This window comes from Halogeometricum pallidum JCM 14848 (assembly GCF_000337095.1).
Classification (GTDB): domain Archaea; phylum Halobacteriota; class Halobacteria; order Halobacteriales; family Haloferacaceae; genus Halogeometricum; species Halogeometricum pallidum.
The window spans coordinates 78842-91787 of sequence record NZ_AOIV01000024.1 but is presented as its reverse complement, the minus strand read 5'-3'; the positions used below and the strand labels follow the sequence as shown (position 1 = coordinate 91787).

At 68.5% G+C, this 12946-nt stretch carries 16 protein-coding genes; 6 read left to right on the top strand and 10 right to left on the bottom strand.

Going from position 1 to position 12946, the window contains the following annotated elements; genetic code table 11:
• Positions 1-236: 236 nt before the first annotated feature.
• The gene (locus C474_RS10470; RefSeq protein WP_394295420.1) at positions 237-749 is read left to right on the top strand and encodes a mechanosensitive ion channel domain-containing protein; all 513 of its coding nucleotides are present in this window, start codon (positions 237-239) and stop codon (positions 747-749) included.
• Here the strand turns inward: C474_RS10470 and C474_RS10465 are convergent, their stop codons facing one another.
• Positions 750-1187 carry a hypothetical protein gene (locus C474_RS10465; protein ID WP_008386594.1) on the bottom strand — a complete coding sequence of 146 codons (438 nt, stop codon included), beginning with the start codon at positions 1185-1187 and terminating at the stop codon, positions 750-752. It abuts the gene before it with no gap.
• Positions 1188-1282: 95 nt separating this feature from the next.
• On the opposite strand from C474_RS10465, the gene sufU reads away from it, so the two are divergent.
• Positions 1283-1708 carry a Fe-S cluster assembly sulfur transfer protein SufU gene (gene sufU / locus C474_RS10460; protein ID WP_008386593.1) on the top strand — a complete coding sequence of 142 codons (426 nt, stop codon included), beginning with the start codon at positions 1283-1285 and terminating at the stop codon, positions 1706-1708.
• Between the two features lie 48 nt (positions 1709-1756).
• Here sufU and C474_RS10455 read toward each other — a convergent pair whose 3' ends face one another.
• Genes C474_RS10455 through C474_RS10440 form a run of 4 tightly spaced genes read right to left on the bottom strand, consistent with a single transcriptional unit; the run spans position 1757 to position 5226 of the window.
• The gene (locus C474_RS10455; protein ID WP_008386592.1) at positions 1757-2668 is read right to left on the bottom strand and encodes a class I SAM-dependent methyltransferase; all 912 of its coding nucleotides are present in this window, start codon (positions 2666-2668) and stop codon (positions 1757-1759) included.
• The gene (locus C474_RS10450) at positions 2665-3768 is read right to left on the bottom strand and encodes a glycosyltransferase family 4 protein (protein ID WP_008386591.1); all 1104 of its coding nucleotides are present in this window, start codon (positions 3766-3768) and stop codon (positions 2665-2667) included. Before C474_RS10450 ends, C474_RS10455 begins: the two co-directional genes overlap by 4 nt.
• A complete protein-coding gene (locus C474_RS10445; RefSeq protein WP_008386590.1) occupies positions 3768-4145 on the bottom strand; it encodes a 6-pyruvoyl trahydropterin synthase family protein in 378 nt (125 codons plus the stop codon). Before C474_RS10445 ends, C474_RS10450 begins: the two co-directional genes overlap by 1 nt.
• 46 nt (positions 4146-4191) lie before the next feature.
• Positions 4192-5226 (bottom strand): zinc-dependent alcohol dehydrogenase, encoded by a 1035-nt coding sequence (locus tag C474_RS10440; RefSeq protein WP_008386589.1) that lies wholly within the window; start codon positions 5224-5226, stop codon positions 4192-4194.
• 113 nt (positions 5227-5339) lie between these two features.
• Between C474_RS10440 and C474_RS10435 the strand changes: the two genes are divergently transcribed.
• Positions 5340-6185 (top strand): CDP-alcohol phosphatidyltransferase family protein, encoded by an 846-nt coding sequence (locus tag C474_RS10435; RefSeq protein ID WP_049916906.1) that lies wholly within the window; start codon positions 5340-5342, stop codon positions 6183-6185.
• Positions 6186-6203: 18 nt separating this feature from the next.
• On the opposite strand, the gene C474_RS10430 is transcribed toward C474_RS10435, so the two are convergent.
• From C474_RS10430 to htpX, 4 genes are all read right to left on the bottom strand, one after another.
• Positions 6204-6560 (bottom strand): hypothetical protein, encoded by a 357-nt coding sequence (locus tag C474_RS10430; protein WP_008386587.1) that lies wholly within the window; start codon positions 6558-6560, stop codon positions 6204-6206.
• 140 nt (positions 6561-6700) lie between these two features.
• Positions 6701-7732, bottom strand: a complete 1032-nt coding sequence (gene radA, locus C474_RS10425; RefSeq protein ID WP_008386586.1) for a DNA repair and recombination protein RadA — start codon at positions 7730-7732, stop codon at positions 6701-6703.
• A gap of 244 nt (positions 7733-7976) precedes the next feature.
• Complete coding sequence (gene pspAB / locus C474_RS10420) at positions 7977-8582, bottom strand: PspA-associated protein PspAB (RefSeq protein WP_008386585.1); 606 nt, start codon at positions 8580-8582, stop codon at positions 7977-7979.
• Between the two features lies 1 nt (position 8583).
• A complete protein-coding gene (gene htpX, locus C474_RS10415) occupies positions 8584-9456 on the bottom strand; it encodes a zinc metalloprotease HtpX (RefSeq protein ID WP_008386583.1) in 873 nt (290 codons plus the stop codon).
• 144 nt (positions 9457-9600) lie between these two features.
• Here htpX and C474_RS10410 point away from each other — a divergent pair, with 144 nt between their 5' ends.
• From C474_RS10410 to C474_RS10400, 3 genes are read left to right on the top strand one after another with little or no spacing between them, the layout of a single operon-like run.
• Positions 9601-10500 carry an NAD-dependent epimerase/dehydratase family protein gene (locus C474_RS10410; RefSeq protein WP_008386581.1) on the top strand — a complete coding sequence of 300 codons (900 nt, stop codon included), beginning with the start codon at positions 9601-9603 and terminating at the stop codon, positions 10498-10500.
• 57 nt (positions 10501-10557) lie between these two features.
• Positions 10558-11181, top strand: a complete 624-nt coding sequence (locus C474_RS10405; protein WP_008386578.1) for a phosphoribosyltransferase — start codon at positions 10558-10560, stop codon at positions 11179-11181.
• A gap of 54 nt (positions 11182-11235) precedes the next feature.
• A complete protein-coding gene (locus C474_RS10400; protein ID WP_008386577.1) occupies positions 11236-12363 on the top strand; it encodes a 60S ribosomal export protein NMD3 in 1128 nt (375 codons plus the stop codon).
• Here the strand turns inward: C474_RS10400 and C474_RS10395 are convergent, their stop codons facing one another.
• The gene (locus C474_RS10395) at positions 12364-12555 is read right to left on the bottom strand and encodes a DUF7317 family protein (protein WP_008386574.1); all 192 of its coding nucleotides are present in this window, start codon (positions 12553-12555) and stop codon (positions 12364-12366) included.
• Positions 12556-12946: the final 391 nt, after the last annotated feature.

Below are 12946 nucleotides of genomic sequence, written 5' to 3'. Positions count from 1 at the left end.
CGCGAGTTGGAGGTTACTGCCATATTTCTGCGTAACGCGGACGCGGTGAAAAGACTTACTACACGTTGAGTAAATAAAATCGTTAACGAGGGTGAGGGATGCCGAGCCGGGACCCGGATGCGGCCGAATCATCCAACGACGGCGCGGCGCCCCAATCGTTATTCGCCGGACTCCCGTCTGCGGGACGTGTGTTCCAAACGGCCGTCTCAGTCGCCGACGTCGTCCGCGGGACCTTCGTGGAGTTCGTCACCGGACTGCGCGAGGCGATTCCGAACGTCCTCGGAGGTATCGTCTTTCTCGTCCTGAGCTACGTCGTCATCAGACTCGCGCTGTGGGCGCTTCGGGGGACGCTCGACGCCCTCTATCCGGACGAACAGGACCTCGTAGTCAGCCTCGGGGTCACCGTCGCCGGGGTGTTCCTCTGGTTCGGCGCGGCGCTGGCGTTCTTCAAGATAGTCGGAATGGGGGACGTGGCGGCGAGTCTCGGCACCGCGACGGGGTTCATCGCGCTGGGTATCTCCTACGCGCTCTCGAACATGATAGCCGACACGGTGTCGGGCGTCTACCTGCTCCGCGACCCGGACTTCAACCCCGGCGACCGCGTGGAGTCGGACCCGGCGACGGGCGTCGTCGAATCCATCGGCCTGCGGAAGAGCCGGTTCCGCGACGACGAGGGGGACGTGGTCGTCGTCGCCAACCGCGAAGTAGAGAAGAAGTGGCGGCGGGTCGGCGCGGCGCGTTCGGAGTGATCACGCGCCGAACGCCGACGCCACCGCCTCCGAGACGCGGTCTTCGAGTAGCAACGAGGCGTTGTAGAGGACGGTCGACTGCGCGCCGGCGACAGCGAACGCCACCGTGGAGCGAACGCCCGCGGCCCGGAGGAGGTGGGCGACGGCCAAGATGAGGAGGAGGTTACCGGCCGTCGCGGTGACGTGAACCAGCGAGAGGGCGGTCACGCCGGTATCTGAGTCCGCGTCGTCGACGTCGGCCGGGGGGTCGCCGAAGGCGGCGGTCGACAGCACCGCGAATCCGACGAGGGCGCCGCCGACGTAGGCGAGCACCGAAAGCGAGTCGGGCATTCGGTAGACGTGAATCAGGAGGTGGCCCGCGCCCCACATCGTGAGCGTGTAGCCGTAGGCGGGCGACTGAGACCGGAGGTTGTGAGCGAGGCGTCTGGTCGGCTCCATCGAGTGGAAACACTCGCTCCGGATACGAGTGCGTTCGGGTGAGAATCGTTCGCCCCGGAACGCTTATCCGGCAAACTCACCTACGACCGATAACTATGGGTATGGGCTCGGATATGTATCGACAGCAGATTCTGGACCACTACAAGAACCCCCGGAACAAAGGCGAGATGGAGGATCCGACGTTCTCGCACACCGGGGAGAACCCCTCCTGCGGTGACACCATCACGATGCAGGTGCGGCTCGAAGACGACGACGACACCATCGAGTTCGTCGCGTTCACCGGCGACGGCTGTGCCATCAGTCAGGCGTCGGCGAGCATGCTCTCCGAGCGACTGCAGGGGACGACGCTGTCGGAACTGGACGAGATGGACACCGACGACGTAACCGAGATGCTCGGCGTCGACATCTCGCCGATGCGCATCAAATGTGCCGTCCTCGCGCGGCAGGTGGCCCAGGACGGCGCCGCCATCTACGAGGGCGACACGGACGAGGCGACGACGACCACCGAAGCGGACGACTGAGACCCTTCGGCAGTCGCCGACCCGCGACCCCGACCCGCACCGCCCGCGTCACACGATTCCGGTCACGTCCCTGTTTCTCGCCGCGAACTCCAACTGACGAGCGTCGAGTTCCCGCCGCCGCGTGCGGTGCCACCGGCGCCTCGTCGCCTCGTCGACGCGTCCGCGGACGGCGTCGGCCACCGTATCCACGATGACTCGGAGGAAGTACGCCTCGTCGGCCGGATAGTCGGCCTCGCCCTCGTCGCCGCCGCCCCCGACCGGTCGCACCGACCAGTCAGCGTCCGCCGCGACGTAATCGACATCGCGCGCGTCGAGGTGTCGCTCCAGTCGTCGCCCCGCCCGCGACCCGAGGCGGTCCCCGACGTTCATCGTGTCGTGGTACGCCGAGAGGACAGCGTCGTCGGCGTCGTGCGCCGGCGAGAACGCCGTGCCGCCGTCGAAGGTGATCGGGAAGTAGAACCGCCCGCCGGGGACGAGGCCGTCGAGGAGGCGGTCCACCCCCGCCGGGTCGAGGAGGTCCACGAACGCCTGCGCGACGAGGAGGTCCCACCCGCCGGCGTCGGCCGCGTCGAGGGCGTCGCCGCGGACGAAGCGCACGTCGACGGCGTTCTCACCCGTTAGCGACAGCGACCCCACCGTCTCGCCCGGTCCGTCGAAGTCGCCGGCCCGCTCGCCGTCGGCGTCGACGGCGTATCCGGCCGCCGGCGCCGCCACGACGCGTTCGCGGGCGCGTTCGAGGTTCACGCCGTCGGCGTCGACGGCGACGTACGTGAGGTCCGGGGCGTCCCACGCGAGGAGGCGGCGGAGGAACGGTCCCGTGCCCGCCCCGGCGTCGAGGAGGCGGACGCCGTCCGGTCGGTCGGCGAGGTCCGACCGGACGAGGCGGCGCACGCCGGGGACGAACGCTCGGTCGTCGACGGACTCCTTGGCCGCGAGGTACCGTCGGAAGTCCCCCTTCACGGGGGTCGCCCCGCGTCGTCCTTCTCCCCGAAACCGCCCACACCGCCGATATCGTCGTCCTCGTCGACGACGCCGCGGAGGAAGCGTCTGACGCCCGCCACCGTCTCCGGCCACGAGGGGTGCGCCTCGTATCGGTCGAGGGCGCCCCGGCCGGCCGTCGCGAGGCGGTCTCTGTCCCCGACGAATCCGGTGAGGGCGTCCCGAACGCCCCCCACGTCGCCCGGCGCGACGAGGACGCCCGTCGAGGGGTCGACGAGGTCGGACGCCCCGCCCGACGCCGAGGCGACGACGGGGAGACCGAACCCCATCGCTTCGAGGTAGGCGATGCCGAACCCCTCGTGCGCCGAGGGCATCGCGTAGACGTGGCTCTCGCGGAGGACCGACGCCGTCTCCTCGGTCGGGAGCGACCCCGCGAGGCGGGTCCGGTCGCCGAGTCCGCGCCGTCGGATCCGTTCGCGGACGCGGCGCAGGTAGGCGTCGTCGGGGCGGTCGCCCACCAGCGTGGCGCGCCACGGCGCCTCCAGTCCTGCGAGCGCATCGAGGAGCGTGAGGACCCCCTTCCGCGGGACGAGATTGCCGACGAAAGCCACCCGGAACGGATCTCTCCGAGCGCGTCGCGCGACGTCAGCGGCGGTCACATCGGGGTCAAACTGCGTGTCCGCCGGCGGCGCGACGTGCGTCCGGAGTCCGGGCGCGCGCCGTTCGACCGAGTTCGCCGTCGGGCGACTCGTGCAGACGGCGGCGGCGCAGCCGTCGAGAAAGCGTCGTTCGAGCGTCCCCGCGACGGCGGCGTCGAGTCCGTCGGCGGCGTCGCAGCGGAGGTGGTGGACGAGGGCGACGACGGGCGCGCCGGTGTCCGAACGGAGGAGCGCCGGGTGGGCGAGTTCGTCCGCGAGGACGACGTCGGGATCGAACTCGGGCGGCGAGAGCCGTCGGGCGACGAGCGAGTCGAGGACGCCCAGCGGATACCGCCGCCACGGAACGGAGACGACGCGGACCGTCTCGCCCGCGGCGCGGAGGCCGTCGACGAGCGCCCGGTCGTAGGCGAACCCGCCGGAGGCGGTGTCGAGCGACCCGGGGACGACGAGGGCGACGCGCATCAGAACGGCGCGGCGTAAGCCGCGTTCGCCGCGTCGTCCTCCCAGACGGTGACCGTCGCCTCCGACACCGCCTCGGCGTCGAGTTCGGCGGCGAGTCGGTCGTGGAGCACCCGCGCGAAGCGTTCGACGCTCGGGTTGTACCCCTCGAACTCCGGTAGGTCGTTCAGGAACGCGTCGGCGTAGCGCTCCTCCACGTCGTCGAGCGCCGCCTCCACGGCGTCGATATCGACCAGGTAATCGTGTTCGTCCAGCGTCTCGCCCGTCAGCTCGACCTCCAGTCGGTACCGGTGCGAATGGGGGTCCCCCTCGGGGCCGGGATTCGGCACGGTCAGCGCGTGCCGGGCGACGAGGGGTCGAACGACGGTCACGGCGTACATATCCCCTCGTGGGTCGGAAACGCCGTAAAGCCGCGGTCGGGTCCGATCAGTAGGTGAAGAGCACCTGTACGGTATCGGCCGGGTCGCGGTCGAGCAACCGGTAGGCCTCGGCGGCATCCTCGACCGGGAACCGGTGGGTGACGAGCGACGAGGGTTCGAGGTCCTCGATGGCGTCGAGGACGTAGTCGAGACGGCGTGCCTTGTCCCAGCGACCGGCGTGGTCGGCGTCGATTTCGCTCACCTGACTCGACCGGAGGCGCATCCGACTGCGGTGGAACCGCCCGCCCAAGTCGAGCGAGACGGGCTTCGAGCCGTACCACGATCCGACGACGAGGCGGCCGTCGTCGCCGGTGACCGAGATGGCGTCCGAGAGTGCCTCGGGGTTTCCCGATAGCTCGAAGGTGAGGTCCGCCCGCCCGTCCCCCGGGAAGCGGTCGGCGACGCCGTCCGGAACGGCCTCGGGCGCGAACGCCTCGTGCGCGCCGAGCGCCCGGGATCGAGCCCTACGCGAAGCGTGGTGGTCGACCGTGACGAGTTCCGAGAGCGGGAACCGCGCGAGCAACGCGGTGGTGAGGAGGCCGACGACGCCCTGTCCCAAGACGACGACGCGTTCCCCGACGCGGGGGCGGCCGTCCATCGCGAACCCCGTCGCCGTCTCCGCCGTCGCCAGCATCGCGGCGTCCTCGTCGGACACGCCGTCTGGGAGGACGACGAGCGAGTCGGGAGTGGCACAGAAGTGACTCGCGTGCGGGCGGAAGGCGAAGACCCGGCGGTCCGCCCACGTGGCGTCGACGGCGTCGCCGACGGCGGTGACGACGCCGACGGCCGCGTAGCCGTACGACAGCGGATACGACAGCGGTTCGGTCAGCCCGTCTATCGTCGTGTCGAGTGGGACGCCCGCCGGAACGTCGTCGCGGTAGACGAGGAGTTCGGTGCCCGGGCTGACGGCCGACACCGTCGCCTCCACGAGCACCTCGTCGTCCGCCGGTCGCGGGACCGGGCCGGACTCGACGTCGACGGTTCGCGGCGCGGTGAACCGGACGCGCCTCGCATCGGTCACCGGCGGACGCTCGCGGAGCACGGCGTCGCCCTCCCGGCCGCTGTCTGTCGGTGCATACCACGACTGACGAGTGAGCGAGGGTAAAGCTGTCGCGCGTGCGAACGTTCACCACCGCCGCCCCCCTAGCGGACGTCGTGGAGGAGAGATCGGAGAACCGCGCGGCGGCACCTCGGACGGACGAGACGACACGGGCTCGGGCGAGCGACGGAACGAAGGGGCCGACGGACGGTGCCGCATCGTCTCGGACCACGCGGCAACTGACAGCGCTCGGCGTCGGGTTCCTCGCGTGCATCGGCGTCGCCGCCGCCGTCGCCGAGCGACGGGCGCCCGGAACGGGCCTGCCGTGGGCCGTCCTCTCGGGGACGGGGGTCGCCGCCGCCGTCGGTCTCGCGCGCCGAAACGTCGGTCGGAACCACCCGCCCGACGGGAGTCGGACGTTCGACACGCTGGGCGTCGCCAACGCGGTGACGCTGTTCCGAGGGGCGCTCGTCGCCTCGCTCGCCGGGTTGCTCGCCGTCCCGTCGGCGACGGGGTGGCTGCCCACCCTCCTCTACGGGGCCGTGGCCGCGCTCGACCCTCTCGACGGCGCTATCGCTCGCGCACGGGACCGTCGGACGCTCCTCGGGGCGTGGTTAGATATAAACGTCGACGCCGCCGGACTCCTCGTCGCCGCCGTCGTCGGCGTCGGCGCCGGGGCACTCCCCCCGTGGTACCCGCTCGTCGGCGGCGCGCGCTACCTCTTCGTCTTCGGCGCGTGGACGCGGCGGCGGCGCGGACTGCCCGTCTTCGACCTCCCGCACAGCGCCTCGCGCCGCGTGCTCGCCGGCGGGCAGATGGCGACGACGGCCGTCCTCCTCGTGCCCGCAGTCCCGCAGTGGGTCGCGTGGACGGCGGCGACGGCGACGATGCTCCCGTTTCTCGCCAACTTTCTCGTCGATTGGTACGTCGTCACCGGGCGCCGAGAGAGGCCGCTTCCCTGACCGCCGCTTCCGGCGAGACTACTCGCGACCGAGGAGGACGACCAGTATCGCGACGAGGGCGACCTGCGCGAGTTTGTCGGCGGCGGCGACCGGAGAGAGCTGATTCAGCCCCTGAATCACCGTGTAGCCGAAGATGACGATCTGTCCGAGGACGAACGGAACGCCGAGGAGGTAGGCCAACCGGCGGCGGACGTTCAGCGCGACCATGGCGATGCCGACGGCGAACCCGGCGGCGGCGACGAGAAAAGAGACGCCGAACGCCGTCGGCAGCGAGCCGACGCCCAGGACGAGGTGGATCACCCCCGAGAGGGCCGCGAGCGCGATACCGACGTAGTGGAGCGTCGTGAGCGACGAGGTGTCGATTCGAGAGGCCATACCGCCACCGTTCGGGTTCCGCCGACTTAATAGTCGTTAGCATGTAGCACGGTAACCGAAGGACGGGATGGAGGTGAACCGACGGCGTCGCTCGTCGGAAGCGAAAAGAGAGAAGAGCCGGTTGCGTCGCCGCAGTCCGTTTATTCCGGCTTCAGACCGCCGTCCTGCACCCGCATGATCGCTTCCCCGTCCGCGAGGTTCGGCGCGTCGACGAGGCGGACGATACGCTTGTCGCCCTTCGACTTGCGGAGGTAGATGCGGAACGTCGAGGTGTGACCGAGGATGTTCCCGCCGATAGGCTGGGTCGGGTCACCGAAGTACGAGTCGGGGTTCGAGGCGACCTGATTCGTCACGAGGACGACGGTGTTGTACAGGTCGCCGATGCGCATCAGGTCGTGGAGGTGTTTGTTGAGTTTCTGCTGGCGGTCGGCGAGTTGACCGCGGCCGACGTACTCCGCGCGGAAGTGGGCGGTCAGCGAGTCGACGCAGAGCAGGCGGACGGGGAACTCGTCGTCCTCGTGGTCGCGCGCGAGTTCCTTGGCCTTCTCGGCGAGCAGGATCTGGTGGTTGGAGTTGAACGCCTTCGCGACGTGAATCTTGTCGAGGACGTCGCTGAGCAGTTCCTCCATCGCCGCCTCGTCGCCGGGCGTCCCCTCTATCTCGCGGTCGTCCATCGTGGCCTGGAGGATTTCGTCGTCGAGGCCGCGGAGCATGTCGTCGATTCGCTCGGGACGGAAGGTGTCCTCGGAGTCGACGAAGATACAGGAGCCGCCGAGACCGCCGTGTTCGGGCGGCAGTTGGACGTTGACGGCCATCTGGTGGGTGACCTGCGACTTCCCGGAGCCGAATTCGCCGTACACCTCGGTGATGGACTGCGTCTCCAGTCCGCCGCCGAGAAGTTCGTCCACTTCGGGAATCTGCCAACTGAGCTTCCCGATCTGCTGGCGTCGTTCGAGGACCATCGAACCGGTCTCGAAGCCGCCGATGTCCGCCGCCTTGCGGGCGGCCTTGATGATGTCGGAGGAGGTGGATTCGCCCACGTCGGCCGTGTTCGAGAGTTCGCTGGGGCTGGCGACGGCTATCGACTGGTAGCTCTCGAATCCGGCTTCGACGAGTTTGTCTGCGGTGGCGGGACCCACGCCGGGGAGACTTTCGAGATCGTCTTCGGGCATCGTATCTCACTCTGAGGCCCACGAGCACATAAACCCTCGTTAACACCGTGGTGGAAGTGAAATCGGTCGACCGCGGCGCGCTATCTTTCAACGTATCCTGAAGGTTTAAGCGACGGTTCGCGGCGTCGGCGCTCCTCGCGAAGGGACACGGAAGAGAAGAGAGACCGGGAGTCGACCGGCCGGTCGTGTCGGGGTCCGGGTAGTGAGCGAAGTCGCGTCGCGGTCTGAGATCGGGCCTATCGAGTCACTGCCACGGGTGTCCGCCCTCGCGGTCGGGCCACATGGGGTACCAGTACTCCTTGTCCGGTTCGAGGCCGAGTTCGCCGTCGAGGACCGACTCCAGTTTCAGCAGGACGCGGTCGTTCTGCTCGCGGCCGCGTTCGGGCGCGAACGGGTAGTACGCGCCGCGCCGGAACGAGTAAATCCAGTACGCCCGGTCGCCGTCGCGTTCGAAGCCGAAGACGGCGGCGAGGAGGCGGGACCCGTAGCCGCGTTCGATGAACTCGTCGGCGGCGAAGTGAACGCTCGTCACGAGGTCCTCGGGGTCGTCGTCTTCGAGGACGACCCACTCCCACCCGTGGCCGTCTTCCTGAACGCGGAACGTCGTCCCCGTCTCCTCTTCGCCCGCCTTGAGGATGGCCTCTACCTCCTCGACCGTCTCGGCGAAGTCGGTGCTGTCGACGGACGAAAAGCAGAGCGCCGCCGCGCCGACGGATTCGAACCCGAGGTCGGCTTCCATCGTCAGGTAGGCGGTGCTCATCCCGAAGAGGTCCTCGGGGTCGGCGTCACGCGTGGCGTCCGCCTCGGCGCTGATTCCGAGGACGGAGCGAATCGAGTCCATGAAGCCCATCTTACGCCGTCTCCATCTCGCGTTCGAGTTGGCGGAGGCGTTCGATGCGGTTCTCCGTGGAGGGGTGCGTGCTGAACAGACGGCTGATGAAGCCGCTCTTGATCGGGATGATGAAGAACGCGTTCATCTCCGACTGCTCGCGCAGGTCGTCCTGCGGCACCTGGTCCATCCGTCCGGATATCTTCATCAGGGCGGACGCAAGCGCCGAGGGACGGCCGGTGATGACCGCCGCGCCGCGGTCGGCGGCGTACTCGCGGTAGCGCGAGAGCGCCCGGATGAGGAAGTACGAGACGATCCAGACGAGCAGCGAGACGGCGATGGCCGCGAGGATGCCGCCGCCCTGCCGGTCGCGGTTGCCGCCGCCGCCGAACCAGAATCCCCAGCGGACGATCATGAACGCGACCGTCGAGAGGAACGACGCGATGGTCATCACCATCACGTCGCGGTTCTTCACGTGCGCGAGTTCGTGCGCGAGGACGCCCTCCAACTCGTCGTCGTCGAGCGTCCGCATGATACCGGTGGTCACGCAGACAGCCGCCTTCTTCTGCGACCGGCCGGTGGCGAACGCGTTCGGGACGCGCGAGTCAACGACGGCCACCTTCGGTTTCGGCAGGTCGGCCTGCTGAGAGAGCCGAGAGATGGTCGCGTGGAGTTGCGGATACTCCTCTTCGGAGACCTCCTTGGCGCCCATGCTGTACAGCGCGAGTTTGTCGCTGAAGAAGAACTGCGCGAACAGGAACACCGCGACGAACGGAAGGATGACCCAGCTTCGCGTGGCTACGAGCGCGCCGACGAAGACGATGTAGAGCGCGAAGAGCAGGAACATCGTGAGCACCATGCGCCCACGGAGTCCCCAGTCCGGTTTCCAATCCATGCCCGTATCTTCGTGTTCGTCGGTATAAACGCTGTTGGAGTGTGAAGTTTCGCTCCCGACGCTCGAAGCCGCCCGGTCGTCGCATTCGACGGGCGACGGCGAGCGACGCGACGGAACTATGCGAGAGAGGGTCGTCGAGTCGGTATGGAAACCGTCGTCGTCACCGGGGCGGGTGGTCGCTCCGGCCGGTGGATAGCCGCCCGACTCGCCGAGGAGTACGAAGTAGTCTGCGTCGACCTCTCGCATCCGGGCTTCGAGGTGGACGCGCGCGAGAACGTCGACTTCCGGGCCGCGGACCTCTCCGACAGGGGAGAGGCGCTGGACCTCTTGGCCGGACTGGACCCCGACGCCGTCGTCCACTGGGCGAACCTCCCCTCGCCGACGCGGCACGCCGGCGGGCGCGTCTTCGAGACGAACGTCCTCGCCACGTACAACACGCTCGTCGGCGCGGGCCGCGCGGACGCGAGAGTCGTCTGGGCCTCCAGCGAGTCGGCGTACGGGTTCGCCTTCGCCGAGGAGAAGAGCGTCCCGGACGAGCTCCCCGTCACCGAGGCGCACGAACTCCGTCCAGAGGACCCCTACGGCGCCTCGAAAGCCGCCGGCGAGGAGGTGGCGAAGATGGTGAGCCGTCGGTTCGACGTCCGCGTCGCATCGATTCGCCCGTCGTGGATTCAGTACCCCGGCGAGTACAACTGCCGGGATGTCGCCGCCTCGGCGGACATCTCCGGCGGCGCGGGCAACTGGTGGTCGTACGTCGACGTGCGCGACGTGGCCGGACTCGTCGCCGCCGCCCTCGACGCCGACACCGGCTTCGCGGGTCACGAGGCGTTCCACGCCGCCGCCGCGGACAACTACCTCGGGTGGCCCACCGTCGAAGCCGTCCGCGAGTGCTTCGGCGAGGCGCCCGCAGACTGCTCGCTGGACGGCGAGGAGTCCGCCCTGTCGACGGCGAAGGCGGAGGAACTGCTCGGATGGACGCCCGCGCACTCCTGGCGCGACGCCGCGGACGCGGACGTGCCGGCGCCGACGCTGTACGAAGGGTAGGCGGGGCCGAACCGCGGCCGCGAAGCGCTTTTCGGTCCGCCGAGCCACGGTACATGTATGTTCACAGACCGCACGGATGCGGGGAAGCGACTCGGCGAGCGACTGCGCGAGGCGGGCGTCGAGGCGGACGCCGTCCTCGCGATTCCGCGCGGGGGCCTCCCCGTCGGCCGCGCCGTCGCGGACGCCCTCGGCACCCCACTGGACGTGGCGGTGGCCTCGAAACTCGGCGCGCCGCACAACCCCGAGTTGGCCGTCGGCGCCGTCGCCGGCGACGGGAGCCTCTGGCTGAACGACTCGCTGGTGGAGCGACTCGGCGTCGACGAGTCGTATATCGAATCCGAGCGGGAAGCGGAGGCCGAAGTCGCCCGCGAGAAGGTTCGGGACTACCGCGGCGGCGACCCCCTCCCGGACGTGGAGGGAAAGCGCGTCGTCGTCGTCGACGACGGCGTCGCCACGGGCGCGACGGCGATGGCCTGCCTGCGGATGGTTCGAGAGGGCGGCGCCTCGCGCGTCGTCTTCGGCGCCCCCGTCGCCCCCGCGTCGGCGCTGTCAGACCTCCGCGGGGAGGCGGACGAGGTGGTAGTCGTGGAGACGCCGGAGAACTTCACGGCCGTCGGCGCCTACTATCGGGAGTTCGGGCAGGTGACCGACGAGGAGGCGCTGACGTATCTGGAGGAGTGACGGACTAAAAGCGGTCCGCCGTCCTTAAACGCGCTCGTCCACTAAAACAGTCGAATGAGTTCAGGCGACTTCTGTCCGCGCTGCGGCGACCCGGTCCCGGAACGGGAGGAACCCCTCCCCGGGATGCCGCGCGACAAAGACGCGGTGCTCTGCGATTCGTGCTACTTCGAGGATTTCGACCTCGTGGACGCCCCGGAGCGAATCGAGGTCCGCGTCTGCTCGCAGTGCGGTGCGGTCCACAAGGGGAATCGCTGGGTGGACGTCGGCGCTCAGGACTACACCGACGTCGCCGTCGAGGAGGTATCCGAAGCGCTCGGCGTCCACCTGAGCGCCGAGGACGTCCGCTGGGGCGTCGAACCCGAGCAGGTCGACGAGAACAACATCCGGATGCACTGCACCTTTTCCGGTATCGTCCGCGGGACGCGCGTCGAGGAGACGGTGACGGTGCCCGTACTGATATCCAGACAGACCTGCAAGCGGTGCGGCCGCATCGCCGGCGGCTACTACGCCAGCATCGTCCAGATACGCGGGGAGGACCGCGACCCGACCAACGAAGAGGAGCGACGCGCCATCGAGATAGCGGAGTCCTACATCGCCGAGCGACAGGAGACGGGCGACAGGAACGCCTTCATCTCCGAGATAACGGAGTCCGGCGAGGGGCCGGACATCAAGATATCGACGAACCAGATGGGCGGCGGCATCGCCAAGCACGTCGTCCGCGAACTCGGCGGGAGTTTCGAGGAGTACCCCACGCTGGTCACCGAGGACGGCGACGGTAACGAGGTGTACCGCGTCACCTACGCCGTCCGCCTGCCGAAGTTCACGCCGGGCGAGGTAATCGACACCGACGACGACGGCGGACCCGTCCTCGTGCGGAGCGTCCGCGGGAACCTGAAGGGCGTCCGCATCGACACCGGTGGGGAGTACGAGGCGCGCTTCGAGGAGGGCGAGACGCCGGAGGCCCGTCGGCTGGGAACCGTCGACGACGCCGCGGAGACGACAGTCGTCACCGTCGAGGACGAGAACGCGGTGCAGGTGTTGGACCCCGAGACGTACGAATCGAAGACCATCTCGCGACCCTCCTACTTCGACAGCGACGCCGATTCGGTCCCCGTACTCAAGAGTCGCGCGGGGCTTCACATTCTCCCGAACGACGCCGTCGAGTCGGACGCCGAAGAGTAATCAGTCCGCTCGAATGGGCGCGTCCGCCGTCGCGGCGGTCACGTCCGCTTCGTCGTGAAGTTCGATACCGTGTTGGTGGAGGGCGGCCACTAGCTCCGCCTCCGAACGACCCGCGCGGGTCGCGGCCTGTGAGAGCGTCAGCGTTCCGCTTTGATACAGCGTCATCGCCGTCGTCAGCGCGTGTGTGTGCATGGCCGGATACAATTCCACTAACAAACCCGAGGGTGTTAACTATTTCGTGAGAGTGCGTGACAGACATAAGGGTTACCGGGATATTAATGCAGTACTTGGAATCTAATCGCCAGAATTTCGGTACATGAAGGTAATAGAATTAACAATCATTAAGTAAACGTCCGCCGCCGCGGTCCGTTCGGTGTAAATGCTTCCAGATAGACCAGTCAGGCAGTAAGATTGAAACCCCCCGGGTCGTCAGAAGGAACGTGGACCGACAACAGATACTCGCGTTGATACTCGTCGTCCTGATGTGCGGGTCGACGTTCGCGTACGGGGCCAGCCTCCTGCTGTAACGGACTTCGTCGCCGCCTCGGTGGGATTCGTGTGGGGACGGGGCGTACGCGCCCGG